24 protein-coding genes and 1 tRNA gene are annotated in these 25,436 nt (G+C 34.4%); 9 read left to right on the top strand and 16 right to left on the bottom strand.

Features of this window, described 5'->3' with window-relative positions; all coding sequences use genetic code 11:
- Positions 1 to 368: 368 nt before the first annotated feature.
- The 6 genes from accC to pdxA form a co-directional block, all read right to left on the bottom strand.
- Entirely contained in the window at positions 369 to 1,718 is a 1,350-nt protein-coding gene (gene accC / locus AC3E9W_RS00745; RefSeq protein WP_456894749.1) for an acetyl-CoA carboxylase biotin carboxylase subunit, read from the bottom strand.
- 103 nt (positions 1,719 to 1,821) lie between these two features.
- Positions 1,822 to 2,310: an acetyl-CoA carboxylase biotin carboxyl carrier protein gene (gene accB, locus AC3E9W_RS00750; RefSeq protein ID WP_488766274.1), complete on the bottom strand. Its 489-nt coding sequence runs from the start codon at positions 2,308 to 2,310 to the stop codon at positions 1,822 to 1,824.
- A gap of 23 nt (positions 2,311 to 2,333) precedes the next feature.
- Positions 2,334 to 3,332, bottom strand: coding sequence for a beta-ketoacyl-ACP synthase III (locus AC3E9W_RS00755; RefSeq protein WP_306153397.1), 999 nt, complete (start codon positions 3,330 to 3,332; stop codon positions 2,334 to 2,336).
- A gap of 175 nt (positions 3,333 to 3,507) precedes the next feature.
- A complete protein-coding gene (gene rpmF, locus AC3E9W_RS00760) occupies positions 3,508 to 3,702 on the bottom strand; it encodes a 50S ribosomal protein L32 (protein ID WP_008465217.1) in 195 nt (64 codons plus the stop codon).
- 9 nt (positions 3,703 to 3,711) lie between these two features.
- Positions 3,712 to 4,254 carry a YceD family protein gene (locus AC3E9W_RS00765; RefSeq protein WP_456894745.1) on the bottom strand — a complete coding sequence of 181 codons (543 nt, stop codon included), beginning with the start codon at positions 4,252 to 4,254 and terminating at the stop codon, positions 3,712 to 3,714.
- Positions 4,255 to 4,359: 105 nt separating this feature from the next.
- A complete protein-coding gene (gene pdxA, locus AC3E9W_RS00770) occupies positions 4,360 to 5,409 on the bottom strand; it encodes a 4-hydroxythreonine-4-phosphate dehydrogenase PdxA (RefSeq protein WP_488766277.1) in 1,050 nt (349 codons plus the stop codon).
- Between the two features lie 57 nt (positions 5,410 to 5,466).
- Between pdxA and AC3E9W_RS00775 the strand changes: the two genes are divergently transcribed.
- Positions 5,467 to 6,057 carry a riboflavin synthase gene (locus AC3E9W_RS00775; protein WP_488766278.1) on the top strand — a complete coding sequence of 197 codons (591 nt, stop codon included), beginning with the start codon at positions 5,467 to 5,469 and terminating at the stop codon, positions 6,055 to 6,057.
- 33 nt (positions 6,058 to 6,090) lie between these two features.
- Here AC3E9W_RS00775 and AC3E9W_RS00780 read toward each other — a convergent pair whose 3' ends face one another.
- A complete protein-coding gene (locus AC3E9W_RS00780) occupies positions 6,091 to 6,333 on the bottom strand; it encodes a hypothetical protein (protein WP_488766280.1) in 243 nt (80 codons plus the stop codon).
- 454 nt (positions 6,334 to 6,787) lie between these two features.
- On the opposite strand from AC3E9W_RS00780, the gene dcm reads away from it, so the two are divergent.
- Entirely contained in the window at positions 6,788 to 7,633 is an 846-nt protein-coding gene (dcm, locus tag AC3E9W_RS00785; protein ID WP_488766282.1) for a DNA (cytosine-5-)-methyltransferase, read from the top strand.
- Between the two features lie 10 nt (positions 7,634 to 7,643).
- A complete protein-coding gene (locus AC3E9W_RS00790; RefSeq protein ID WP_488767287.1) occupies positions 7,644 to 7,775 on the top strand; it encodes a hypothetical protein in 132 nt (43 codons plus the stop codon).
- Here AC3E9W_RS00790 and AC3E9W_RS00795 read toward each other — a convergent pair.
- The 5 genes from AC3E9W_RS00795 to AC3E9W_RS00815 form a co-directional block, all read right to left on the bottom strand.
- Positions 7,772 to 8,191 (bottom strand): very short patch repair endonuclease, encoded by a 420-nt coding sequence (locus tag AC3E9W_RS00795; RefSeq protein ID WP_306153426.1) that lies wholly within the window; start codon positions 8,189 to 8,191, stop codon positions 7,772 to 7,774. The two genes, AC3E9W_RS00790 and AC3E9W_RS00795, sit on opposite strands and share 4 nt — an antisense overlap.
- 159 nt (positions 8,192 to 8,350) lie before the next feature.
- Positions 8,351 to 8,424, bottom strand: a tRNA-Ile gene (locus tag AC3E9W_RS00800).
- A gap of 147 nt (positions 8,425 to 8,571) precedes the next feature.
- The gene (gene mce, locus AC3E9W_RS00805; RefSeq protein ID WP_456894733.1) at positions 8,572 to 8,976 is read right to left on the bottom strand and encodes a methylmalonyl-CoA epimerase; all 405 of its coding nucleotides are present in this window, start codon (positions 8,974 to 8,976) and stop codon (positions 8,572 to 8,574) included.
- Positions 8,977 to 8,985: 9 nt separating this feature from the next.
- A complete protein-coding gene (locus AC3E9W_RS00810; RefSeq protein ID WP_488766284.1) occupies positions 8,986 to 11,343 on the bottom strand; it encodes a hypothetical protein in 2,358 nt (785 codons plus the stop codon).
- Positions 11,303 to 12,178: a hypothetical protein gene (locus tag AC3E9W_RS00815; protein WP_488766286.1), complete on the bottom strand. Its 876-nt coding sequence runs from the start codon at positions 12,176 to 12,178 to the stop codon at positions 11,303 to 11,305. Before AC3E9W_RS00815 ends, AC3E9W_RS00810 begins: the two co-directional genes overlap by 41 nt.
- Positions 12,179 to 12,480: 302 nt before the next feature.
- Between AC3E9W_RS00815 and AC3E9W_RS00820 the strand changes: the two genes are divergently transcribed.
- Positions 12,481 to 14,169 carry an Ig-like domain-containing domain gene (locus AC3E9W_RS00820; protein WP_488766287.1) on the top strand — a complete coding sequence of 563 codons (1,689 nt, stop codon included), beginning with the start codon at positions 12,481 to 12,483 and terminating at the stop codon, positions 14,167 to 14,169.
- Here AC3E9W_RS00820 and AC3E9W_RS00825 read toward each other — a convergent pair.
- Positions 14,166 to 14,933 (bottom strand): nitrilase family protein, encoded by a 768-nt coding sequence (locus tag AC3E9W_RS00825; protein ID WP_488766289.1) that lies wholly within the window; start codon positions 14,931 to 14,933, stop codon positions 14,166 to 14,168. The genes AC3E9W_RS00820 and AC3E9W_RS00825 overlap by 4 nt on opposite strands.
- Positions 14,934 to 15,114: 181 nt before the next feature.
- Here AC3E9W_RS00825 and AC3E9W_RS00830 point away from each other — a divergent pair, with 181 nt between their 5' ends.
- From AC3E9W_RS00830 to AC3E9W_RS00845, 4 genes are all read left to right on the top strand, one after another.
- Positions 15,115 to 16,434 carry a GntP family permease gene (locus tag AC3E9W_RS00830; RefSeq protein ID WP_488766290.1) on the top strand — a complete coding sequence of 440 codons (1,320 nt, stop codon included), beginning with the start codon at positions 15,115 to 15,117 and terminating at the stop codon, positions 16,432 to 16,434.
- 4 nt (positions 16,435 to 16,438) lie between these two features.
- Complete coding sequence (locus AC3E9W_RS00835) at positions 16,439 to 16,906, top strand: RidA family protein (protein WP_306153440.1); 468 nt, start codon at positions 16,439 to 16,441, stop codon at positions 16,904 to 16,906.
- 275 nt (positions 16,907 to 17,181) lie between these two features.
- On the top strand, positions 17,182 to 18,276 hold the full coding sequence (locus AC3E9W_RS00840; protein WP_488766292.1) for a D-TA family PLP-dependent enzyme: 1,095 nt from the start codon (positions 17,182 to 17,184) through the stop codon (positions 18,274 to 18,276).
- A gap of 9 nt (positions 18,277 to 18,285) precedes the next feature.
- The gene (locus AC3E9W_RS00845; protein WP_488766294.1) at positions 18,286 to 19,356 is read left to right on the top strand and encodes a dipeptidase; all 1,071 of its coding nucleotides are present in this window, start codon (positions 18,286 to 18,288) and stop codon (positions 19,354 to 19,356) included.
- Here the strand turns inward: AC3E9W_RS00845 and AC3E9W_RS00850 are convergent.
- Positions 19,353 to 20,129 (bottom strand): DeoR/GlpR family DNA-binding transcription regulator, encoded by a 777-nt coding sequence (locus AC3E9W_RS00850; protein WP_456894725.1) that lies wholly within the window; start codon positions 20,127 to 20,129, stop codon positions 19,353 to 19,355. The two genes, AC3E9W_RS00845 and AC3E9W_RS00850, sit on opposite strands and share 4 nt — an antisense overlap.
- Before the next feature lie 157 nt (positions 20,130 to 20,286).
- Here AC3E9W_RS00850 and AC3E9W_RS00855 point away from each other — a divergent pair, with 157 nt between their 5' ends.
- On the top strand, positions 20,287 to 22,584 hold the full coding sequence (locus AC3E9W_RS00855) for a family 20 glycosylhydrolase (protein WP_488766297.1): 2,298 nt from the start codon (positions 20,287 to 20,289) through the stop codon (positions 22,582 to 22,584).
- 59 nt (positions 22,585 to 22,643) lie between these two features.
- Here the strand turns inward: AC3E9W_RS00855 and AC3E9W_RS00860 are convergent, their stop codons facing one another.
- Together AC3E9W_RS00860 and AC3E9W_RS00865 are read right to left on the bottom strand one after the other, a co-directional pair.
- A complete protein-coding gene (locus AC3E9W_RS00860; protein ID WP_306153449.1) occupies positions 22,644 to 23,390 on the bottom strand; it encodes a succinate dehydrogenase/fumarate reductase iron-sulfur subunit in 747 nt (248 codons plus the stop codon).
- Positions 23,391 to 23,428: 38 nt separating this feature from the next.
- Entirely contained in the window at positions 23,429 to 25,429 is a 2,001-nt protein-coding gene (locus AC3E9W_RS00865) for a fumarate reductase/succinate dehydrogenase flavoprotein subunit (protein ID WP_306153451.1), read from the bottom strand.
- Positions 25,430 to 25,436 lie beyond the last annotated feature (7 nt).

The following is a 25,436-nucleotide window of genomic DNA, read 5'->3' on the forward strand; positions in this document are numbered from 1 at the left end:
GATAATGAAATTATTGTGCCGTAAAAGAAAAGAGCCATGCCAAAGACCATAAAAACCTGTTTTTAAAGGCTTTACATCAAATATAGCAAAAAAAGATAAAACTTAAAAGGTGTGTAAAAGAGAAAAGAAGTGTGTAATAAGTAAACACTTTTAGTGTAACCTTGGCTGAAATTCCAAATTTTGAAATTCCAAATTCCATTGCAAGCTTAGGAAATTCTAATTTTTGAAATTCCAAATCCCAATATAATCATCTCTAGTTTGGAATTTGGACTCGAGCGATAGCGAACAGGCGAAGCAATTTAAATTGGAATTTAATTTAAGAGGAAGTATATAAAAAAGAAAGGCTGTCAAAATTGACAGCCTTTATATTATTCCTCTATAGATTTCATTTTAAATGTATCCATAAATGCAGTTGTATAATCTCCTGCAATATATTTTGGATCATCCATTAATTGTCTGTGAAAAGGTATTGTAGTTTTCACACCTTCGATTACGAACTCATCCAAAGCTCTACGCATTTTGCTGATAGCTTCTTCACGAGACTGCGCTGTTGTAATTAACTTAGCAATCATAGAATCGTAATTTGGCGGAATACTATATCCTGAGTATACGTGAGTATCTAAACGTACTCCGTGTCCTCCTGGCATATGAAGCGTAGTAATTTTTCCTGGTGAAGGACGAAAATCGTTATATGGATCTTCAGCATTAATACGGCATTCGATAGCGTGTAATTGTGGAAGGTAGTTTTTACCTGAAATCGGAATTCCAGCAGCAACCATAATTTGCTCACGGATCAAATCATAATCAATAACTTGTTCTGTGATCGGGTGCTCTACTTGAATACGAGTATTCATTTCCATGAAGTAGAAGTTTCTGTGTTTGTCTACTAAAAACTCTACTGTTCCAGCTCCTTCGTATTTAATGAATTCAGCAGCTTTTACAGCAGCTTCTCCCATTCTTGCACGAAGTTCATCTGTCATGAAAGGTGAAGGTGTTTCTTCAGTAAGTTTTTGGTGACGACGCTGTACAGAACAATCTCTTTCAGAAAGGTGACAAGCTTTTCCGTATGCATCTCCAACAACTTGAATTTCGATATGACGTGGCTCTTCGATAAGTTTTTCCATGTACATTCCGTCATTTCCAAACGCAGCAGCAGCTTCCTGACGTGCACTTTCCCAAGCTTTTAAAAGCTCTTCTTCTTTCCAGATGGCACGCATTCCTTTACCACCACCACCAGCAGTAGCTTTCATCATAACTGGATATCCAATTTCTGCTGCTGTTTTTTGTGCATGTTCGTAAGATTCTAATAATCCATCTGAACCTGGTACACAAGGAACTCCTGCTGCTTTCATTGTAGCTTTTGCAGAAGCTTTATCTCCCATACGGTCGATCATTTCTGGAGCAGCACCGATAAATTTAATTCCGTGCTCTTGACAGATTTTTGAGAATTTAGCATTCTCAGAAAGAAATCCATAACCTGGGTGAATTGCATCTGCATTTGTAATTTCAGCAGCTGCAATAATATTTGACATTTTCAAATACGATAAGTTACTCGGAGGAGGGCCAATACAAACCGCTTCGTCAGCAAATTTAACATGTAAACTTTCTGCGTCGGCTGTAGAGTAAACTGCAACAGTTTTGATTCCCATTTCCTTACATGTACGAATTACACGTAGTGCAATTTCTCCTCTATTCGCAATTAATATTTTTTTAAACATCTTATTTTAATTAATTAGACAATTTGATAATTAGATAATTTTAGATGGTTAACAAAATTGCTTCGAACCATTCTAAAATCTAAAATCTAAAATCTAAATTTATTTATGATGGATCTACTAAGAATAAAGGTTGGTCAAATTCTACTGGAGACATATCGTCTACAAGAATTTTTACAATTTTACCAGAAACTTCAGATTCGATTTCGTTGAATAATTTCATTGCTTCAATTACACAAAGAACATCACCTTTAGAAACTGTGCTTCCAACCTCTGTGAAAACTGGTTTGTCTGGAGATGGTTTTCTATAGAATGTTCCAATGATTGGAGATTTTATAGTAATATATTTAGAATCGTTAGCTGCTACTGGAGCTTCTGGAGTTACACTTACAACTGTTGGAGCTGTAACTTGTGGAACTGCCGCTTGAGGTAAAGCTGCCTGAGCTGGTAATTGCTGTACGTAAGTTGCCTCTGTTACATTTGTTTCTAAAGTTGTTCTGATCGTGATTTTTACATCATCCATTTCTAACTTCACTTCTGCAACGCCCGAATTTGCAACAAATTTGATTAGGTTTTGAATTTCTTTTAAATCCATAATGATTCGTTTTTAGTTTTAATTTATTTTGTATCGTAAGCCCATTTTAAATAGATAGATCCCCAAGTGAATCCTCCACCAAAAGCGGCAAAGATAACATTATCTCCTTTTTTAAGCTTATTTTCAAAATCAGCTAATACTAATGGTAAAGTTCCAGAAGTAGTATTACCATATCTTTCGATGTTTACCAAAACTTTAGAATCGTCCAATTCTAATCTTCCGGCAGTAGCATCAATAATACGTTTATTAGCTTGGTGTGGCACTAACCAGTCAACATCTTGATTTGTCAAATTATTTCTTTGCAAAATCAATTCGCTAGCATCTGCCATATTAGTTACAGCATATTTGAAAACAGTTTTACCGTCTTGCATAATATTGTGCTGTCTGTTTTTTACAGTATCTTCACTAGGCGGGATCAAAGAACCTCCCGCAGGAATTTTAAGAAAATCGCGTCCAACGCCATCACTTCTTAAATATTCATCCTGTAAACCAAGACCTTCATAATTTGGTTCGAAAAGAACTGCACCAGCCCCATCTCCAAAAATAATACAAGTTGCTCTATCTGTATAATCTACAATTGATGACATTTTATCTGCACCAATTAAAAGTACTTTTTTGTAACGTCCTGACTGAACATAAGCCGCAGCAGTAGACATTCCGTATAAGAAACTTGAACATGCAGCTTGCAAATCGTATGCAAATGCATTTGTCGCTCCAATTTCTGTTGCAACAAATACTCCTGTAGAAGCCACCATCATATCTGGTGTTGCAGTTGCCATTATAATCATATCAATCTCAAGCGGATCAATATTTGCTTTTGCAATTAAATCCTGTGCTGCTTTTATCGCAAGGTACGACGTACCTTTATCAGCATCTTTAAGAATTCTTCTTTCTTTAATTCCTGTTCGAGTGGTAATCCACTCATCATTGGTATCAACCATTGTTTCTAGTACTTTGTTCGAAAGAACGAAGTCAGGAACATAAGCTCCAACAGCGGTAATTGCGGCTGTGATTGTATTCATTATATTCTATTATTTTCTTTTCAAATTATGATTAATTTGAAAAATTTTTAAAAGACTTGAAAATTACAAAAAAAAACGTAACGAATTTGTCTATATTTTCCTAAAAAACGAAAATTATAACCAACAAAAAAAACTCTCACTATGTGAGAGTTCTAGTATAATTTACAAAAACGTATTAAGCAACCGCTTCAGATTTATCGATAACAACTTGCCCTCTGTAGTACATTTTACCTTCATGCCAGTAAGCTCTGTGGTATAAATGCGCCTCACCTGTGATAGGACATGTAGCGATTTGAGCTACAGTAGCTTTATAATGTGTTCTTCTCTTATCTCTTCTTGTTTTCGAGGTTTTTCTCTTAGGATGTGCCATTTTACTATATTATTTATCCGTTAATAGTTTCTTTAATTTTTCCCAACGCGGGTCAATATCTTCTTCTTTATTACTCTCTTCCTTTTGTTCTTTTACACTTAATTCATTCAATTTTGTTAAAGTTTCTGTCTGTAGACTTCCATCTTTAACCCCTGGATGAATTCTTTTTTGAGGTACTGAAAGCGCGATCATTTCATAAATATACTGCGCAACATCTATCTCGTGTTCACCATGTGGTAAAATCAATAATTCTTCGTTATCATCATTAAATTCATCTCCAAAACGAACTATCAACTTCATTTTCCCTTTTATAGGTAAATCAAAATCTTCGCCTGTTAGATCACACGGCACGTTTACGGTTCCTTTGTGTTTGAATTCTAACTCTAACATTGTACTTTTTTTATCAAAAAGCAAATTGACTTTAATGTCTGAACTTTGAAACTCATCGTATTCAAAATTCTTAAAGAACTCGTTATTTATCTGATACTCAAAATGGTGTTTTCCTAGTTTTAATCCTACGAAAGGAATTAAAAATTCTTTTGTTTTGCTCATTTCAACATCAATTTGATCAATTCAGTTCTAAAACTAGATATCTGAATTGGGGTGCAAAGATATAAAATTATTATAAATCTAATAATCTTATTCACCTTTTTTTGTTTATAACTGTTTTTCTTTTATTTTAAGAGGTTTTTGGCTAATCTCCTCATACTGATTACGCGAGCGAAAAATATCGATTGCAAGATAGACTGCTTCTTTAAAAGAATTGTAATCTGCCATATCTTTCCCAGCAATATCGTAAGCTGTGCCATGATCTGGAGAAGTTCTAATTCTATTTAAACCTGCTGTATAATTAACTCCTTTACCAAAAGATAAAGTTTTAAATGGAATTAATCCTTGATCGTGATACATGGCTACAATAGCATCATATTTTTCATATTGACCGCTTCCAAAAAAGCCATCTGCCGGAAAAGGACCAAAAACCATTGTTCCTGCTTCAAATATTTTTTTCAAAACAGGTTTCAAAATCAAATCATCTTCTTTACCAATTACACCGCCATCACCTGCATGCGGATTCAATCCTAAAACTGCAATTTTTGGTTTTACGATGCTAAAATCCTGAACCAAAGATTTTCTGACTGTTTCTATTTTTTTTGCAATTAATTCTTCTGTCAAATGTGAAGCAACTTCGTTAAGAGGCACATGATCGGTAATTAAACCTACTCTTAAATTATCCTGCACCATCATCATTAGCGCATCGCCGTCTAATTGCTGATCTAAATAATCTGTATGTCCCGGAAATTTAAAATCTTCAGACTGTATATTGTATTTATTAATAGGAGCTGTAACCAAAACATCAATTTCGCCATCTTTTAAAGCTTTTGTTGCTGCTGTAAAAGATTTAATCGCATACTCTCCTATTTTAGGATCATTAACTCCAAAATTTAGATCAACACCTTCTCTCCAAAGATTTAAGACATTTACTTTTCCGGGTATAACCTGCTCCAATTTGTCAACTCCATGAAATTGAACTGTCGATGTAAAGCTTTTTCTAACGAATGAAAGAATTTTAGCATTTGCAAAAATAACCGGCGTACACAATTCCAACATCCGAGAATCTTCGAATGTTTTGAGTATAACTTCGCTTCCAATACCGTTTAAATCTCCAACTGAAATTCCAACAATTATATTTTCTGCTTTTTTATTCATGAGCTCAGTTTATTTATTACTAATTTTGATGTGCAAATTTAGTAAAATAAAACCACAATGTTCACAGGAATTATAGAAACACTCGGCAGGATTCACGAAATTCAAAAAGACCAAAACAATCTTCATATAACAGTTGACTCTTCAATTACACACGAATTAAAAATAGACCAGAGCGTTTCGCACAACGGAATATGCCTTACAGTTGTTGCCATAAAAGACTCTTTTTATACGGTAACCGCAATTGACGAAACGATTATAAAAACCAATATAGGCGATTGGAAAGTTGATGATATTGTAAATCTAGAAAGAGGAATGAAGCTTGGCGACCGCTTAGACGGACATATTGTACAAGGTCACGTAGATCAAACTGGAACTTGCATCAAAATCGAAGAAGCCAACGGAAGCTGGAACTACACTTTTGAATACGATAAAAACTTAAACAATATTACAATCGAAAAAGGTTCGATTACAGTAAACGGAGTAAGTCTGACGGTTGTAAATTCGAAAACAAATGAGTTTAGCGTCTCAATTATTCCGTACACTTACGAACACACTAATTTTAAAGATATCAAAGTTGGCACAAAAATCAACCTTGAGTTTGATGTAGTTGGAAAATACATTTCTCGCCTTTATTCAATCAACAAATAAAGTTTTTCAATTTTCTACAAAAAAAGCTTCAATTTAAATTGAAGCTTTTTTCATTTTATTTTTATATATAGAAATAGCTCCTAAAACCAAACCAGCTGCGAAGAGAAAAACTACATTATTATCTATTGGAAAGTTTGGAGGAGTTCCACCTCTACTCGCCATAGCATCTGCCGTACTAACCGCTTCTCCTGGAGGTGGCATATCTTTCGGTCCAGCCAATGACACATTCAACAATAATAAGGCAATTACTAAAAATGGGGCTTTTAGATTTTTCATAAATTCAAGCGATTGCAAATCAGCAACTCTAGATAATTATTGATAAATATTCTTCTGTGGAAATTTCGCACAAACGCATTTCTACTTCCAAAATCTTGGACAAAAGTATAAGTTTTTTGCACAAAATCAACTTTTAAACCAAAAAACACAAAACAAATTTTAACATTTTTTTTCAAAATTCTGCTAATCCTTTTCAGAAAACGCTCTAGAGAACAATCACTCTTTTTTGCTATTATTTATAAGTCTTATAAGCTTATAAGAATTTCCTGATTTTAGCCGAATTTGGATTTTTTTTACAATGAGAAAAAGACCTGTTACTAAAATTTACGTCAAAAAAAGAAGTTTGGATTCAACTCTAATTACTTTTAAGAGAATGTTTTCAAATTAATATATTTGTACAGTTAAATTTGGGCTTTCAAATTCAAACCTATTTCCAAAACCTCTAATCAAGCAAATGAAAAACCAATATACAGTCGGAAGTTTATACGCAGGCGTCGGCGGTATTTGTTTAGGTTTTGAAAATGCGGGGTTCAAATTAGAATGGGCGAACGAATTTGACAAAAAAGCTTGCGTTACTTATAGAAACAATTTTGACCACTCTCTTATTGAAGGTGATGTTATGGAATTGGACGTAAAAAAACTCAATAAAACTGACATTCTTACTGCCGGATTTCCGTGCCAGCCCTTTTCTCTCGCTGGCCATCGGAAAGGTTTTAAAGACAGTAGAGGAAATCATTTCTTCAAAATATTAGATTTTATTGACGAAATGAGGCCAAAAGTGGTATTTCTTGAAAATGTAAAAAACCTAAAAGGGCACGATAAAGGAAATACCATGAAAGTAATTCAGCGCGAAATCAAAAAACGCAATTACACCTTTGATAGTGCGGTCTTAAATACCAAAAATTTCGGTAACATTCCGCATAATCGAGAACGAATTTTCATGATTGCTTTTGACAAGGATTTTGTTAAAAAAGGTTTCAAATTTAATTTTCCAGAAAAAGAAGAATTAACGAAAAAGGTTACCGATTTAATCACAAAAGAAAAAGTAGACAAAAAATTTTACTACACCGAAGATAAATACATGTACAACATGCTCAAAGAAACTGTTGTGCGCGAAGACCGAATTTATCAGTTTAGAAGACAATATGTACGAGAAAACAAAAAAGAAGTCTGCCCTACTTTAACCGCAAATATGGGAACTGGAGGCCACAATGTTCCAATTATTACAACCGAATTTGGCTTTAGAAAACTAACTCCAAGAGAATGTTTTCGTTTTCAAGGTTTTTCCAGACCATTATAAACTACCTAAAATTTCGAATTCTAGTCTTTACAAACAAGCTGGAAATTCGGTAAGTATGCCCGTGATACAGAGACTCGCTTCCGAAATTTTCAAATGCCTAGAAAAAGCCGAAGCTAGAAAATTAAAAACTGAAAAAGTTTAAATACTTAAAAGCATTATTGTTCCTTCAATTTTTGCCAAACAAACTTCGAGATTCTTTTCTATCTCTTTGCTCCAAAACCTTAAAACTGTCCAATTTTCAGAAACCAGAAAATTGTTGACTTCATCATCTCTTTGAATATTTCTTTCAATTTTCGGAATCCAATATTCCCGATTTGTTTTAATCCTCATTTGCTCCGTTTCCCAATCTTTTCCGTGAAAGAATTCACTATCGACAAAAATGGCCAATTTATATTTGGCAAAAGTAAGATCTGGTCTTCCAAATATCTTTTTGTTATTCTTTCGATATCTGTGACCCAATTTCCACAAAGCTTTAGCAAGCCTTACTTCACCTTTTGTAGCAGTGCTTTTTATTGCCTGCATAGTTTTCCTCCTCTGTTCGGGAGTTAATCTATCCATCTTAAGATTAAATTTGTTTCGGATGGATAAAGTTAAGAGATTTTATAGAAAAGAAAGTTTAATTTTTGATATCAAAAGATTTCAATTTTCACATTTCAAAAAGACCTAAAAAACAAAAAAGCCTCTACATTTCTGTAAAGGCTTTCTATTCTAAAGAAGTGGTCCCACCTGGGCTCGAACCAGGGACCACCTGATTATGAGTCAGGTGCTCTAACCAGCTGAGCTATAGGACCGGTTTAGAGGATGCAATATTACTACTATTTTTCATTCACTCCAAATATTTTAAGACATCATTTTAATTTAATTTTAAAAGTTTCTTCGAATCTCAAAAACGAAATTGATTTTCAACCTCTTATTCAAAAAATTAAAATGACATTTTTTTATTTAATTTCTTGACAAAGCTCTACCAAAACACCATTTGTGTTCTTTGGATGAAGAAAAACGACCAATTTATTGTCGGCACCTTTCTTTGGAACTTCATTAATCAAGACAAAACCTTCGTTTTTTAAGCGAACAATTTCTGCTTCGATATCATCAACATCAAAAGCGATGTGATGAATTCCTTCTCCCTTTTTTTCTAAAAATTTAGCAATCGGACTTTCGGGATTCGTTGCCACCAAAAGTTCTATTTTGTTATTTCCGGTTTGAAAGAAAGATGTTAAAACGCCTTCGCTTTCTACGGCTTCCATTTTATAAGACGGAACACCAAGCATTTTTTCGAACAAAATATTGGCATCATCCATATTTTTTACTGCAATTCCGATATGTTCTATTTTGTTTACCATCTTTCCTGTTTATTGATTTGTGTACGTATTAAAATAACCGCATTCAGCAATTACGTCCTGATAATATTTCGTATCCGAATAGTCTTTTCTTAAAGCTTTGAATGAGTTCCAGGCAATAAAATTAACTTTATCGTCTTGAATTTGCCAATAACTGTTTATTGCACTGTATTTTTTATTGTAATAATCGTTTCGTTCGCATTTCGAAATCAAGTACAGACATTTTGCTTTTTGTTCTTTGTTTGAAGCAGCTTCAAAAGCTTTTTGATAATACATTTTAGAAACCGAATTATTCGTAATCATTTCTTTCATCGAATCTCTAAACGAATACGGACTTGAACCGTAACCTACAATACTGATTTCGTAAAAAGTTCTTCCGTTTCCAAAATGAGAAATATTGTAAAACGCATTTCCTAGCAAAAGGCTGTTCGTGTAAACATCTTCTTTCTGTGCTAATTTATCCTGCATCGATTTTATTGTCGTTAAGAAATCCATGTAAGTATATTTTTTCTTCTGATACGCCGCGTGCTCACAATCATGACAATCTTTTATGTTTCCGTTAAACGGATTTCCTAAGAACTTGTAATGCTGAACAGAATCTGTTTGTTGCATAAAAGCAATTGCTTCTGGAATCTTGTTTTTGAAAGTCGCCTGAACTGCCTGAAACTGATTAATATCTTTCAGCTTCAAACTATAAATTCCTGCTCCGATTTTCTCAATTTCCGACTTATTAGATTTTTCTAAGAAAGATTTTATCGCCAACAAATTCTTTTCGTTGTCATAAAAAGCATTTCCGTCATTCCAATAACTATAACGTGATTCGCCATAAATCTCAGCCATCACAAAATTGCCGCTTTCTTTATACAAATGCGACAAATAACTTCTGCTCCACGAAGAAGCATTTTGATAACGAAATTCCTCTCCTTTATAATTTTTAGGAAGCTCGTAATACAGCCAATTCAAATCGGCAAGAATTGTTTTTTCATTTTTATCTGTCAGCTTATCAATCTTGCTTAAATTATTTACAAAGCGCAATAAACGAAGCTGCATTCCAGCCAATTCTGTTTTTGGAAGCGTTTTTTCTGCTTTAGTATAATTTTTATCTGCATTAGCATAATCCCCTTTTAGCGTTTGAAGATATCCAAGTGCCATATCCCATAAATAGGGTTTATCGGTATTTCCTGCAGCAGAAATTTTTGCAATTAAATCAACAGCGCTATTGTCGACTTTTGCTTTATTTTCTGTTTTATTTTCGGCAACTGTCTGCGGTTTTGGTTTCTGATTTTCTCCTTGCCCGTCCAGCTGAAACGAATTATTTATTTTTTGCTCTAGCGAATTAACCAATCTTGTCCCAAGATAATTTAAATGTTCACTCTTCGGATCTAATTCGTAGATTTTTTCAATTGCCTGTTTTTCATCTTTATAATATCCGTGAATTGCCCAAAGCGCCGCTTTCTCTTTATTGCTTTTTGCCATAGCCAGAGCTTTAGTCCAATCTGATTCATTTTTTGGACGGAAACTATAAGCTGTTACCACTCTTAATTCTGGACATTTATCAAAAACTTGAGCATACAAATAATTGGAGGTCGCATATTTTTTCTGCTTGAAATTAATTCCCGCAACATACGCTAAAGCACGATAATACAATGTATTCTTTGCAACAGAACCTTCTGTTTTATTGAAAAAGTCAACTGCTTTTTGCTTATCATTACTATAAAAACGTGCTTTCATCGTCAGAAACCAATATCTGTTTTTCAAAAATGGATCAGACAGCGTGTTGTAGACATTTTCTATTGACTGAATCATTTTAGCATCATTGAAAGTTTTGGCCACCACAGGATCGTAACTCCAATAATCTTCTCCAATTGAAACGGTTTCTATTTTTTGAGCCAAATACAAAAATTCGACAAAATTTTTAACCTTTTCATCTTTCAAATTAAGCTTTTTGCCCCATTTCTGAGAGCTTTTATTTTCCTTTTTTGTTTTATAAAAAACATGCAAATCGGTTATTTCTTCTTTGTTTTGGATTGCATTTTTTTCATCAGAATAATATCTAGGCTTTTCGTCACCAATCAAAAAATAATTGACTGTTGTCGTATCGGCTTTTCCTTTTAAGTAATCTGCCCAATCCGACTTTATGTTTTTATTAAAACGAGAATTATGCTGGGTATCAAAACCAATTCCGTAGAAAATTCCGCCAGACAAAAACAATGGCGAATACGATTTATCAGCAAAAGTTTCTGGAGTAAAATTTGAATTATAAGATCCTAAATAGTCCCAATCTCCATCTGCACAGGCATATATTCCGGCTGCAGAAAGCAAAACGGCACTAGAAACAAGAAATAACTTGCTCAAAAATATTCTTTTCATAATTATTTAAATTGAATTCGTCTAAATCGTAAAATATAATTTCGTTTGGCTTTTCCACAAGATTATCTTGCAAATCTTCTGCCATTTCTTTTAAATCTTCTGTTTTAATTTCTTCTATTTTTAAGAGATCATTTTCTTCATAAAAAACACCATTTTTATAATTGGCTTTTTTTACTCTGAAAAAAATCGAACTTGTTTTTTCAAAATTAGAATCTTTTTCTAATGCTACACTGTTCATTTTAGAACGGAGTCCGATGACTTTATTGTTTCTAATATGAACTCCCCACGAATAAATTGGAAATGCAAAATCGAGATGCAGCGGATATCTTTTTAAACTTTTAAGATATCGTTCTGCTACTTTTTCATCATAAATAGAATTTAGCGAATCGGGCGCAATCGATCCCATATTATAATACATCAAAACTCCTGAATCCACATTTGGAATTTTCGTTTTTTTGAAGTATTTCACTTGATGCAATCGAATGGTAGCTGAAAGTTTCTTCTTCGAAAGCTTTTTAAAAACCTCTATAAATTTCAAATAATTCCCTTTGCTTTTTAATGTCCAATCGCAATCAATTTGAATTTCCTTACACGAAATTTGGTTTTTAGAATTAATTTGTTCTATAAGATCAAAAGTTTTCTGAGCCAGATCATTAACATCAAGATGAGGCTGAAGCATCACTTTGTTCTGAATAAAAACAACTGGAACAATTGTATATTCTTTTGGATTTTCTAAAAAACGAACAGGACTAATCGGAATTGGAAAATTTGATTCTGGATGAAGTCCAATGTCAAAATATCTTACATACAGCTTTTGAACTTTATTTTCATCCAAAACTTCTTTTTCTGTTTTTGAGAATTTAAATATCGTTTTCCAGTAATAAAAGGAGATTACAGGTTTTTCGCTTTTAGTGCAAGACAACATTAAAAAGAGAAACAAAACTGGAAAAATTCGTTTGAACAAAACTTAGAGGATTACATTTTAATTCAAAAGTAAGAAATTATGCCGTTTTAAAATACTTGAAGAGGTAAAATTTTAGAAGAATTCCAAAAGTTCGAAATCCTAATAATTGGCCAAAAAATTTCAATTAAAGCAAATATAATTGTTATTTTGTGCAATCAAATTGAAAAACCGTTATGTTGAAAAACACTTTAAAATATATTGCCTTTATAATTTTAATATCAATGATAAGCTGCGCTAAGCGAGGCAGTATTACCGGCGGTTTAAAAGATACATTAGCTCCCGTCTTGGTCTCTAGCTTTCCCGAAAATTATTCTACAGATTTTAAAGGAAATACGATCCTTTTAAATTTCGACGAATATGTCAAGCTTAAAAACACCAATAAACAGCTGATTATTTCTCCTCCTTTAAAAAATGAACCTTTAATCACGCCTTCAACGGTGAGTAAATTTTTAAAGATTGAAATTCGAGATACCTTACAGCCAAACACCACGTATAGTTTTAATTTTGGACAAGCAATTACTGACAATAATGAAGGAAACGCTTTAAACCAATTTAAATATATTTTTTCTACAGGATCGCACATTGATTCGCTTAAATTGAACGGAAGAATTAAAGATTCTTACGGAAAATATGTTGACAATTTCGTTTCTGTAATGTTATACGAAATAAATGACAAATACAAAGATTCTACTATTTACAAAGAATTTCCGCGCTACATCACCAATACTTTGGACAGTATGCGAACTTTTCAATTCGAAAATTTAAAAGAAGGAAAATATCTTTTGGTGGCATTAAAAGACAAAGGATCAAACAATAAATTCAACCCGAAAGATGATAAAATCGGTTTCTTAAAAAACTACATCACTATTCCGACAGATACTGTTTATGAATTAGAATTATTTAAAGAAACATTGCCATTAAAAACGTTCAAACCTATTCAGGCTTCTGGAAACCGTTTGTATCTTCCGTATGACGGAAAACAGAATTTCAAAAATTCAAAACCAAAAATTGTTCTTAAAAACGGCGATGAAGTTCTAGAAACTATTATAACGCAATTCCCTAAAAAAGATTCACTTCAGGTCTGGTACAAACCTTTAAAGGCCGATTCATTATCTATGGAAGTGGAGAAAGGGAGCTACAACAAAAAGTTTTCTTTTAAAATTAAAGCTTTGAAAAAAGACACCCTAAATATTAAGGCGGTACAAAACGGCCAAATTAATTTTAGAGAACGTTTTACACTGGAAACCGAAACCCCATTGGTGAAATTTGATAAGTCTAAAATCAATTTGGTGAATAAAGATTCTGTTGCTGTTCCTTACACAACAGAATACGATGAATTTGACCAGAAATTATATATAGATTTCAAAAAAGAACCTTTAGAAAAATACAATTTCACTTTCTTGCCAGGTGCTTTGACAGATTTTTACGAAAAGACAAACGACACTTTATCGTATAAACTCAACACAAAAGAATATGCCGATTACGGGAATATTATCTTGAATTTAAAAAATGTAAAACGTTTTCCTATTATTGTTGAATTGACCAATAAAAAAGGAGATGTTGTTCTGGCTGAAGGCTATTCTGAAGGCGCAACGACATTGGAATTCAATCTACTCCAGCCTGACCTTTTTACTGTGCGTGTTATTTACGATGACAACAAAAACAAACAATACGATACAGGTAATTTCTTAGAAAAGAAATATGCCGAAGAGGTATTTTACAATCAGCAAGAGTTTGATGTGCGCGCCAATTGGGATCGGAACGAAACAATTGACTTGAGTATTCCGTTTAATCCCGAAGTCGAGAAAAAACAAGACGATAAAAAGAAAAAAGAAGCAGAAAAGAAACGAAAAGCGTTTTAAAGTTTAATTTCAAACTGATCTTTATCGCTTAAAAAATCCAGTTTTTTACGCGTTTCATACATGGTGTTTTTGTCCAATTCTATGACAAAGACACCATTTTTTTCTTGTGGCTCTAAAATATAATTGCCTAAAAAATCTATTGCCTGCGAGTGCCCCACATGTTCATAATCGTGAGCATCGTTTCCAATTCTATTTACTCCAACAACATAAGAAAGATTTTCTATGGCGCGGGCTTTTAGTAAAGTATCCCAAGCGTTGGTGCGCACTTTTGGCCAATTGGCAACATATAGAATAAGGTCGTAATTTTCTACATTTCGAGCAAAAACCGGAAATCTCAAATCGTAACAAATTTGAAGACATATTTTCCAATTCAAATAATTGACAATAACTTTTTGGTTTCCGCGTGTATAAACTTTGTCTTCGCCAGCGAGAGAAAACGAATGTCTTTTATCGTAATATTGAATTTCGCCCGACGGAAAAACAAAAAACATTCGATTATAATATTTTCCGTTTTCTGTAATGACAATGCTTCCTGTCACGGCAGCATTTTTTTGTTTTGCTTTTAATTTCATCCAAGCAATCGTTTCTCCGTGCATTGTTTCGGCAACTTCAGAAGCTTTCATGGTAAATCCCGTCGAAAACATTTCTGGAAGTACAATTAAATTTACTTCCGACTCGATTTCATTGATTTTTGAATCGAAATTCTCTCGGTTTTTATCGGCGTTCTGCCAAAAAAGATCGGTTTGGATTAAGGCAATTTTCATTTTTATAATTTTATATAAAGGTAGAAAACATCAGTGTATACTTCATTTATTACTCCATAATTTTAACATTTGGATTGCAAAAAAAATGCAGTTTTTGCAAAAAAAATGCGATACTTGAAATTATTTTATATATTTGAATTTCCAACCACAATTACAACTAACTAAAAACCAATCACAAACCATGAGCATTCTTATACTCACAGCTTGCATTATTTTCTTGATTTTACAGATTGCTTGGTTTAAAATTAATCCGTTTATAGCCTTTATTATTACTTCGCTTTTAGCAGCACTTTTCCTTGGATTGCCAATTGAGAACATTTCCCCTGTTCTTCAAAAAGGCCTTGGCGAAATGTTAGGCTCCATTACTTTAATTATCGTTTTCGGAACTTGTATCGGAAAACTCGCTGTCTCTTCTGGAGCAGCAAATGTAATTGCCAAAACCGTTATGAGCTGGACAGGTAGAAAATATGTTCGCTTGGGTTTAATGATTACCGGATTCATAATTGGAATTCCGCTTTTTTACAGTGTTGGGTTTGTGCTATTAGTTCCGCTGATATTCTCTGTAGCACATCAATTCAAATTATCAAAAGTATATTTAGGAATTCCTATGCTGGCTTCACTTTCTGTAGCACATGGTTTTCTTCCACCGCATCCTTCGCCAATGGCATTGAGCAGTATTCTAAAAGCAGACATTGGACTTGTACTAATTTATGGAATTATAATCGCGATTCCAACCATTTTAATTGCTGGTTTATGGTTTTCAACTCTATTTAAGAATATTAAAACCGAATCGGAACATGAAATTTTAAATGTAGAAGAAGTAAAAAATGAAGGCAAATTGCCAAGCTTTGGCTTAAGTTTATTTTCTGCCCTATTTCCCGTTTTTGGATTGACAATTACATCTTTGCTTCCTTTAATTTCAGATAATGAAAAACTGATTGCAATCTGCAAAATTATCGGAGATCCAAGTATGATAATGCTTTTATCGCTTTTGCTCTGCACCTACACTTTAGGAATTAAAATGAACAGAACAATGTCTTCTGTAATGGATGATTACACGCAAGCCATCAAAGATGTTGCTTTGATTGTTTTGATTGTTGGTGGCGCCGGCTGTTTAAAAGAAGTAATGATTGTAAGCGGTGTAAACGAAACCATTGTTTCAACTTTAAACCAAGTAAATATTCATCCGTATTTATTGGCTTGGATGATGGCTGCCATTATTCGCGTCTGCGTTGGTTCTGCAACTGCGGCTGGTTTAATGACCGCGAGTGTTTTAGTACCTTTATTACAAATTAACGATCTTGACCCTAATCTCTTTGTACTTTCTGTCGGAGCTGGAAGTTTAATGTGTTCGCACGTAAACGATCCGAGTTTCTGGATGTTCAAAGAATATTTCAATATTAGTCTAAAAGACACTTTTAGATCCTGGACAGTAATGGAATCTCTAGTTTCTGTTTTAGGAATTGTATTTATATTTATTTTAAACGCTTTAATACATTAAAATCATGAGTTTAAATCCGCAAGAAAAATTCGAAAGTCTAGGTTTGTCACTTCCTCCTGCTCCACAGCCGTTAGGAATATACAAACCGTATTTGGTAGACGGAAAATATTTGTATTTGTCTGGACACGGACCTGTTCAAGACGATAAATCTTTAATTATAGGCAGAATCGGAGAAGATATGGATATCGAAGCTGGAAAATTGGCAGCAAGACAAGTAGGCTTAACAATGCTTTCAACAATCGTTACCAATTTTGGAAGTCTGAGTAAAATAAAAAGAGTAATCAAAGTTCTAGGAATGGTAAACTGTACTTCAGATTTTCTTAAACATCCTTATGTAATAAATGGTTGCAGCGAATTATTTGCAGAAGTTTGGGGACAAGAAAACGGAATTGGTGTGAGAAGTGCAGTAGGTTTCGGATCGCTTCCAGACAATATTCCCGTTGAAGTTGAAGCGCTTTTTGAATTGTACTAAAAGCCTTTTATATAGCCACGGATTACACAAATTTCAAGTAATTTAATTTGCGGAAATTTGTGCAATTGCTTCGCCTGTTCGCTATCGCTCGGGTTGTGGTTAAAAAAAATAAAAACACATAATTACTATGTGCATTTAAACAAGTGAAACACCTTTTTCAACACAAAGAAAAACTATGATTCTATGTGTTGAAAAAATACAACCACAAATTGCACAAATTTTCACAAATTTAATTACTTGAAATTCGCGCAATTCGTGGCAAAAAATTAAGATTTATGCAGAAGAACTGGTGGAAAATAAACCCCGAAACTTTAATAGACACGCCTTTTCTGGCGGTGTATGAAGATCGCGTGCGACAGAATATCGAAAAGCTGATTTCTTATTTAAAAGGCGATACGCAAAAACTTCGTCCGCATATTAAAACACATAAAAACGGTGATATTCTAGAATTGTTTAAAATTTACAACATTAAAAAAGTAAAATGCGCCACAATTGCAGAAGCAGAATTGGCCGCAATTCATCAAATTCCCGATATTCTTCTTTCTTATCAGCCCGTGGGATTAAAAGCCGAAAGATATTTTTCATTACTAAAAAAGCATCCTGATCTGCATTTTTCTACAATTGTAGATAATCTAGAAACCGCTAATAATTTAAACGCTTTCGCGAAAGAAAATCAGCTGACCTTAAGCCTCTATTTAGATTTGAATACCGGAATGAATCGAACAGGTTTTTCACTTTCAGAAAACTGGATAGGTTTAATTAGTGAAATTCAGAAATTAGAAAACATCAAATTTGAAGGAATTCACATTTACGACGGACATATAAAAGGAACTGTTGAAGAAAGAAAACAAGAAGCCTCAAAAGCTTTTGATTTGATTCAATCGAAAATAAATGAAAATGTAAAAATTGTCGCCGGAGGTTCGAATACTTTTCCTTTTTACGCCGAACAAGAAAATGTAGAATGCAGTCCGGGAACTTTTGTTTTTTGGGATTCGAATTATCAAATCAATCTGCCCGAACAAGATTTTAAACCTGCTTTGGTTATTGTGGGAACTATTATTTCTAAACCAACAAAAAATACTTTCTGTATCGATATTGGCTATAAAGCTGTTTCCTCAGAAAATCCGATTGATAAACGATTAGTGATTTTAAATGATGAAAATCTAATTCCGATTTCACATTCTGAAGAACATTTGGTTGTCAAAAATAAAGGTGAAAATGACTATCAAATTGGAGATATTATTTATGCTAAACCCTATCACGTCTGCCCGACCGTTGCACTTTATGATAATGTGCAGGCCGTAAACAAAAAACATCAAATTTATGCAACCTGGCCTGTTAGGGCAAGAACGCGTAAAATCAATTTTTAAAACAAGATTATGTTTATACTAGACGCCCACTTAGACCTCAGCATGAATGCGATGGAATGGAACCGCGATTTAAGAAATGATGTTCCTACCCTTCGTCATTTAGAAAAAGGAATGACCGACAAACCAGATCGCGAACGCGCAACTGTTTCTTTTCCTGATCTACGAAGAGGAAATATCGGAATTGTAGTTGCCACTCAAATAGCACGTTTTGTAAAACCCAACAGTATTATTCCAGGATGGAATTCTCCAGAACAAGCTTGGGCACAGACTCAGGGACAGCTGGCTTGGTACAAAAGCATGGAAGAAGCGGGTGAAATGAAACAGATTACAGATAAAAATTCGTTATTAAAACATTTCGATTTATGGAATAACGGAACGCCAAACGATAAAAAACCAATTGGCTACATTTTAAGTCTAGAAGGCGCAGATTCTTTTGTGGACATTTCCTATTTAGAAAGAGCTTATAATTACGGATTGCGTGCTGTTGGACCTGCGCATTACGGTCCTGGAAGGTACGCCAACGGAACCGATGCAACTGGAAAAATGAATGCAAACGGCATCGAATTATTAAAAGAAATGGAGCGTTTAAACGTAATTCTTGATGCAACTCATTTGTGCGACGATGCATTTTGGCAGGCATTGGACAATTTTAATGGTGCAGTTTGGGCAAGCCATACCAATTGTAGGGCTTTGGTCAATCATAATCGACAATACAGCGACGAAATGATAATGGCTTTAATAGAAAGAGGTGCTGTAATCGGAGGCGCTTTGGATGCTTGGATGATGGTTCCGAATTGGGAGAGAGGAATTTCTGATCCGAAAAAAATGAATTGCAATCTCGAAACCGCTTTTCAGCACATGGATCATATCTGTCAGCTAGCTGGAAATGCCAAACATATCGGAATCGGTTCTGATCTTGATGGCGCTTTTGGAACCGAACAATGTCCGTACGATTTAGATACGATCGCAGATTTACAGAAATTGGTTTTGATTTTTAAAAACAAGGGGTATTCTGATGAAGATCTAAAGAAAATCTTTCATCAGAACTGGATTGATTTTTTAGTTAAAAATTGGGATTAGATCACAACCAAACTCGGAACGGCGCTTTTGTATGGCTGTAGTTTTTTGTGATTTGGCTCTTCCTCGGTAATAACGTAATTCACCTCAGACAAACTAGCAATTTTCATTTTTAGAACTGTATTCAGTTTTTCGGTAATCGTTAAAACTGCTGTTTTTTTAGAAGCGTGAATCATGGCTTTTTTCACCTGGACAGTTTCCCAATCCGAATCAGAATATCCGCCATCGACGTCTAAAGCATTTGTCCCTAAAACCAAAAGGTCTGCTTTTATATTCGCTAATTGATGAAAGACTTCTCCGCTCACACACATCTGACTGTAAGAAGAAATGCTTCCGCCAATCATGATAGTTTTAATATTTGGTTTATCTAAAAGCTGAACTGCTGTTAAAGCGGTAATAGTAAAAACAGTTAGATTAAGATCGTTTGGAATTAATCGGATGAATTCTCGAATCGTAGTTCCTCCGTCAACAATAATAACCATTCCGTCATGAAGAAGACTAACTGCTTTTTGTGCAATAACTTGTTTCGCTTCTACCGCATAAGTCTGATTAGATGAAGAATAGTGATATCCTTTGGTCATCGCACCGCCTTTTACTTTGATAATAAGTGCTTCAGCGTCCAATTCATTAATATCACGGCGAATTGTATCTTCTGAAACACCAAGTTTAGCCGACAGCGTTTCAAAACTGACACGCGTGTGCAAGTTGATCTCTTTTAGAATATGGTTTTTACGTTCTTCTTTACTGTAATTTAAAACTTCATTTTCAGTGCTCATGCCGATTGATTTTTTCTATTTACAAAAATAAACAATTCGTTAAATAATCATCGAAACCAAAAGCCGTATTGGCAATAAAAATTTTCAATAATTTAGTTTTAAAAGCATTTCAATATCTTTAAAACTGTTTTTAATAAAAATCTAAAGTTTTTCTCTTATGAAAAAATTCCTTTTTATATTTTTTGTTCTTTCTTTTTTAAATGGAAAAGCACAAAATTCACAACAGAACATTTCTATTATTCCGGCTCCAAATTTTTATAAATTGACTGGAGACAGCATTCAAATAAATGGAAAAGTTCAAGTTACTTTTAAAAACAAAAATTACAGCCAAAAGGAATTGAAATCGGCTAAAATTTTTGAGTCGGCTGTAAATTCATTTTCAGATTCCAAAAAATCAAATATCAAAATTGAGTTCGATACAAATGAAAAATTGGCCTCAAAAGAAGCTTTTAAAATCGAAATTTCTAAGAATAAAATTTTAGTAAGCGGTCAAGAAGAAGGATTATTTTATGCTGTTCAGACATTATTGCAATTTTTACCAAATGATCCTTCCAAAAAAGAGCTAAAATTTCCATGCGTCATCGTTCGAGACCAACCACGATACGGGTATCGCGGTTTACACCTAGATGTTTGCCGTCATTTTTTCTCTGTTAATGTTATAAAAGATTTTATCAGACAAATGTCTAGCTATAAGCTAAACACCTTTCATTGGCACTTAACAGACGATCAGGGATGGCGAATTGAGATCAAAAAATATCCAAAACTAACCGAAATTGGTTCAAAAAGAGCGCAGACTTTAGTTGGCAATAAATTCGAAAGATCTCCGTTTTTTTTCGACGGAAATCCTTACGGCGGATTTTACACTCAAGAAGAAATTAAAGAAGTTGTAAAATTTGCCGAAGAGAATTATGTCAATATTATTCCCGAAATCGAAATGCCTGGACATGCTTCGGCGGCTGTTACAGCTTATCCAAATTTGGCTTGTTTTCCAGATCGAAATTATAAAGTCGTAGAATCTTGGGGTGTTTTTGAAGACGTTTTTTGCGCCGGAAAAGAGGAAACTTTTACTTTTTTGGAAGATGTTTTAAAAGAAGTTATGGAATTATTTCCAAGTAATTATATCCATGTTGGCGGAGACGAGTGCCCAAAAACAAGATGGAAAGTCTGCCCGAATTGTCAAAAAAGAATCAAAGATTTAGGTTTAAAAGACGAACATGAATTGCAGAGTTATTTCATTAAAAGAATTGAAAAGTTTTTGAATGCCAATGGAAGACAGATTTTCGGTTGGGATGAAATCTTGGAAGGCGGCTTAGCACCAAACGCTACTGTTATGTCTTGGCGAGGAGAATCGGGTGGAATTCATGCTGCAAAATTGAAACATCCCGTCGTAATGACTCCAGAAGGAACGGTTTATTTTGATTACAATCAAGGTTATTCACCAAACGAACCGTTGACAGTTGGGCGATTGAGCACTTTAGAAAAAATCTACCATTATAATCCAACGCCGGTTGACAGTTTAACGATTGAAGAACAAAAATATATTCTGGGTGTACAGGCTAATCTTTGGTCGGAATATTTGACAAGCGAAGCAAAACTGAATTATATGTTGTACCCGCGAATGTTTGCTTTAGCAGAAATTGCGTGGACAGCACCTCAAAACAAAAATTACAATCATTTTGTACAAAATCAATTGCCATATCATTTAGAAAAATTAGAACAACAAAAAAGATTGTATAAAGTCCCAACTCCTTTTGGTGCTGATGAAACGGCTTTAATTGCTTCGACATATATTTTAGACTTAAAATCAACCATCAAAAACGGAAAAATCTTCTACACGATCGATGGCTATAATCCTGATGAAACTGCAAATCTGTATCAAAATCCCGTAAAAATCAATATTCCAAAAAGTGAATATCGAATTATTAAAACGATTCAAATTAGCGAAAGCGGTAAAAGAAGTTCAATCAATAAAATAATTGTCCGAAATCCTGATTTAAAACCTGCTTTGGCAATTCAACCCAAAAAAAATGGTTTGCAGTATCAATATTTCACTGGAAAATTATTTCAGCAAACTCAGGATTTAGAATTGGCAAAACCAATAAACTCTGGAATTTTAGAAGGCAAAATCAGCGCTGAAAAATGGAAAACAAAATTAGAGCGTTACATTGGTTTAAAACTTAACGGATATATCTTTATTCCAGAAACTGGAAATTATACGTTTTCGACACTTTCAGACGACGGATCGAAGCTTTTTATTGATAATGAATTAATTGTAGATAACGATAAAATTCATTGGGCAAATGAAGCTTATGGGGCAGTTAAACTAGAAAAAGGATTCCATAAGATCAATATCAATTATTTTGATTTAACTGGCGGAACGATTTTAAACTGTTTCATTCAGCCAGAAGGAAAGGAAAAACAAGAAATAAGTGCTTCGCAATTGTATTACGAATAAAAACAAAAAACGCTTCCGTCGTAACGGAAGCGTTTTTCAAATATACTAAATTGTATTCTTTATCCTTTTAAGCTTGCTGCTAAATACTCACGGTTCATACGTGCGATATTTTCAAGCGAAATTCCTTTTGGACATTCGATTTCACAAGCTCCTGTATTTGTACAGTTTCCGAAACCTTCTAAGTCCATTTGGTGAACCATGTTTAATACACGGTCAGTTGCTTCAACTTTACCTTGTGGCAATAATGCATATTGAGAAACTTTTGCAGAAACGAATAACATTGCTGAAGAGTTTTTACAAGTTGCAACACAAGCTCCACAACCAATACAAGCAGCAGCATCAAATGATTTATCTGCATCGTCTTTTGGAATTGGAATAGTATTCGCGTCGATTGTATTTCCTGAAGTGTTTACAGAAATAAATCCTCCTGCATGTTGGATTCTATCAAAAGAGCTTCTGTCAACAACTAAATCTTTAATTACTGGGAAAGCTTTTGCTCTAAATGGCTCGATAAAAATCGTGTCACCATCTTTAAACATACGCATGTGCAATTGGCAAGTTGTTACTCCTCTATCTGGTCCGTGTGCTTCACCGTTGATGAATAAAGAACACATTCCGCAGATTCCCTCACGACAATCGTGGTCAAATGCAACTGGCTCGTCTCCTTTGTTGATTAATTGTTCGTTAAGAACATCAAGCATTTCAAGGAAAGACATATCTGGTTCGATTCCATCGATAGGATATTCTACAATCCCTCCTTTATCTTGGGCGTTTTTCTGACGCCATATTTTTAATGTAAGTTTCATTTTGTATCAGTTTTAAGTATTGAATCAATATTCAAATACTATTTGTAGCTTCTTTGAACTAATTTAATGTTTTCGTAATTCAGAGGTTCTTTGTGTAATACCGCATCACTTGGTTTTCCTTTGTATTCCCAAGCTGCAACGTATGCAAAGTTATCGTCATCACGAAGTGCTTCTCCTTCTTCTGTCTGGTATTCCTCACGGAAGTGACCTCCACAAGATTCGTTACGGTGTAAAGCATCTTTCGCGAACAATTCTCCTAATTCTAAGAAATCGGCAACACGAGTTGCTTTTTCTAATTCCTGATTAAATTCGTTAGCGCTTCCTGGCACTTTTACATCTCTATAAAACTCTTCACGTAAAGCAGCAATTTCTTCGATAGCTTCAGTTAAACCTTTAGCATTACGAGCCATACCTACTTTATCCCACATGATTTTCCCTAATTTTTTGTGGAAATAATCTACAGAATGTTTACCGTTGTTATTGATAAATTTCTCGATTTGATCTTTTACCGCTTTCTCCGCTTCAACAAATTCTGGCAAATCTGTAGAAATTTCACCCATTTTAATATCTGGAGCTAAATAATCTCCGATAGTATAAGGCAATACGAAATATCCATCAGCTAAACCTTGCATTAAAGCAGAAGCTCCAAGTCTGTTTGCTCCGTGGTCAGAGAAGTTAGATTCTCCAATTGAGAAACATCCAGGAATTGTAGTCATTAAGTTGTAATCAACCCAAGTTCCACCCATTGTGTAGTGAACCGCTGGGTAAATCATCATTGGCGTTACATAAGGATCTTCGTCTACAATTTTCAAGTACATTTGGAATAAGTTTCCGTATTTACTTTTTACGATTGCAGTTCCTAATTTAGTTACTAAAGCTGAATCATTAGCATCTAAACCTTTTACATAAGCTTCTTCAGTTCCGTAACGTTTGATCGCTGCTGCGAAATCTAAGTAAACTGCTTCTCCCGTTTTGTTAACTCCAAAACCAGCATCACATCTTTCTTTAGCCGCACGAGACGCAACGTCACGAGGTACAAGGTTACCAAAAGCAGGATATCTTCTTTCTAAGAAATAATCTCTTTCTGCTTCAGATAAATCAGTTGCTTTTTTTCTTCCTTCACGAATTGCCTGAGCATCTTCTAATTTTGCAGGAACCCAAATACGACCGTCATTACGTAATGATTCAGACATCAAAGTCAATTTTGACTGGTGATCTCCAGAAACTGGAATACATGTTGGGTGAATCTGCGTATAACAAGGATTTGCGAAAAACGCTCCTTTTTTATGAATTTTCCAAGCTGCTGTTGCGTTTGATCCCATAGCATTTGTTGAAAGGAAAAATACGTTTCCGTATCCTCCAGAACCAATTACTACCGCGTGAGCAGAATGTCTTTCTATTTCTCCAGTGATTAAGTTACGAGCGATAATACCTCTCGCTTTTCCGTTCACGATTACAATGTCAAGCATTTCGTGACGGTTGTACATTTTGATTTTTCCACGACCAATCTGACGGTTCATTGCAGAATAAGCTCCCAACAATAATTGTTGTCCAGTTTGTCCTTGTGCGTAGAATGTACGAGAAACCAAAGTTCCTCCAAAAGAACGGTTGTCAAGAAGTCCGCCGTACTCACGAGCCAATGGCACCCCTTGAGCCACACATTGGTCGATGATGTTTGCAGAAACTTCAGCCAAACGGTGAACGTTTGCTTCACGAGCACGGTAATCTCCTCCTTTTACAGTATCGTAAAATAATCTGTAAACAGAGTCACCGTCTCCTTTATAGTTTTTTGCCGCGTTGATCCCCCCTTGTGCAGCAATAGAGTGCGCACGACGTGGAGAATCTTGGAAGCAGAATGCTTTTACGTTATATCCTAACTCTGCTAGAGTAGCCGCAGCCGAACCTCCAGCCAAACCTGTACCAACAACAATAATATCTAAGTTACGTTTGTTAGCTGGGTTTACTAAATTAATATGATCTTTATAATTTGTCCATTTGTCCGCTATAGGACCATTTGGAATTTTTGAATCTAATGCCATTATAATT

The organism is Flavobacterium sp. 38, assembly GCF_057799715.1.